The 1,180-nt window shown below is 56.5% G+C and carries 1 rRNA gene (cut by a window edge); it reads right to left on the bottom strand.

Annotation, left to right across the window (positions count from 1 at the left end):
* Positions 1-1,180, bottom strand: a 23S ribosomal RNA gene (locus tag ACFYMM_RS44300); its annotated part reaches 1,269 nt to the left of the window's first position; the annotation flags it as partial.

The following is a 1,180-nucleotide window of genomic DNA, read 5'->3' as shown; positions in this document are numbered from 1 at the left end:
TCATCACCGGATGTGGCCCCCCTTCTCCCGAAGTTACGGGGGCATTTTGCCGAGTTCCTTAACCATAGTTCACCCGAACGCCTCGGTATTCTCTACCTGACCACCTGAGTCGGTTTAGGGTACGGGCCGCCATGAAACTCGCTAGAGGCTTTTCTCGACAGCATAGGATCATCCACTTCACCACAATCGGCTCGGCATCAGGTCTCAGCCACAAGTACGACGGATTTACCTATCGCACGGCCTACACCCTTACCCCGGGACAACCACCGCCCGGGATGGACTACCTTCCTGCGTCACCCCATCACTCACCTACTACAAGTCTGGTCCGTCGGCTCCACCACTTTCCATTCCCCGAAGGGTCCGGAACGGCTTCACGGACTTAGCATCGCCTGGTTCGATGTTTGACGCTTCACAGCGGGTACCGGAATATCAACCGGTTATCCATCGACTACGCCTGTCGGCCTCGCCTTAGGTCCCGACTTACCCTGGGCAGATCAGCTTGACCCAGGAACCCTTAGTCAATCGGCGCAAACGTTTCTCACGTTTGTATCGCTACTCATGCCTGCATTCTCACTCGTCAACCGTCCACAACTACCTTCCGGTGCTGCTTCACCCGGCAGACGACGCTCCCCTACCCATCACAGCCTCCGTTGGGAGTACATGCTGCAATGACACGACTTCGGCGGTACGCTTGAGCCCCGCTACATTGTCGGCGCGGAATCACTAGACCAGTGAGCTATTACGCACTCTTTCAAGGGTGGCTGCTTCTAAGCCAACCTCCTGGTTGTCTCTGCGACTCCACATCCTTTCCCACTTAGCGTACGCTTAGGGGCCTTAGTCGATGCTCTGGGCTGTTTCCCTCTCGACCATGGAGCTTATCCCCCACAGTCTCACTGCCGCGCTCTCACTTACCGGCATTCGGAGTTTGGCTAAGGTCAGTAACCCGGTAGGGCCCATCGCCTATCCAGTGCTCTACCTCCGGCAAGAAACACACGACGCTGCACCTAAATGCATTTCGGGGAGAACCAGCTATCACGGAGTTTGATTGGCCTTTCACCCCTAACCACAGGTCATCCCCCAGGTTTTCAACCCTGGTGGGTTCGGTCCTCCACGAAGTCTTACCTCCGCTTCAACCTGCCCATGGCTAGATCACTCCGCTTCGGGTCTTGAGCGTGCTACT

It is taken from the genome of Streptomyces sp. NPDC006739 (assembly GCF_042869815.1).
Lineage (GTDB): Bacteria > Actinomycetota > Actinomycetes > Streptomycetales > Streptomycetaceae > Streptomyces.
The sequence above is the reverse complement of the archived record's forward strand: the minus strand, read 5'-3'. Positions and strand labels throughout refer to the sequence as shown.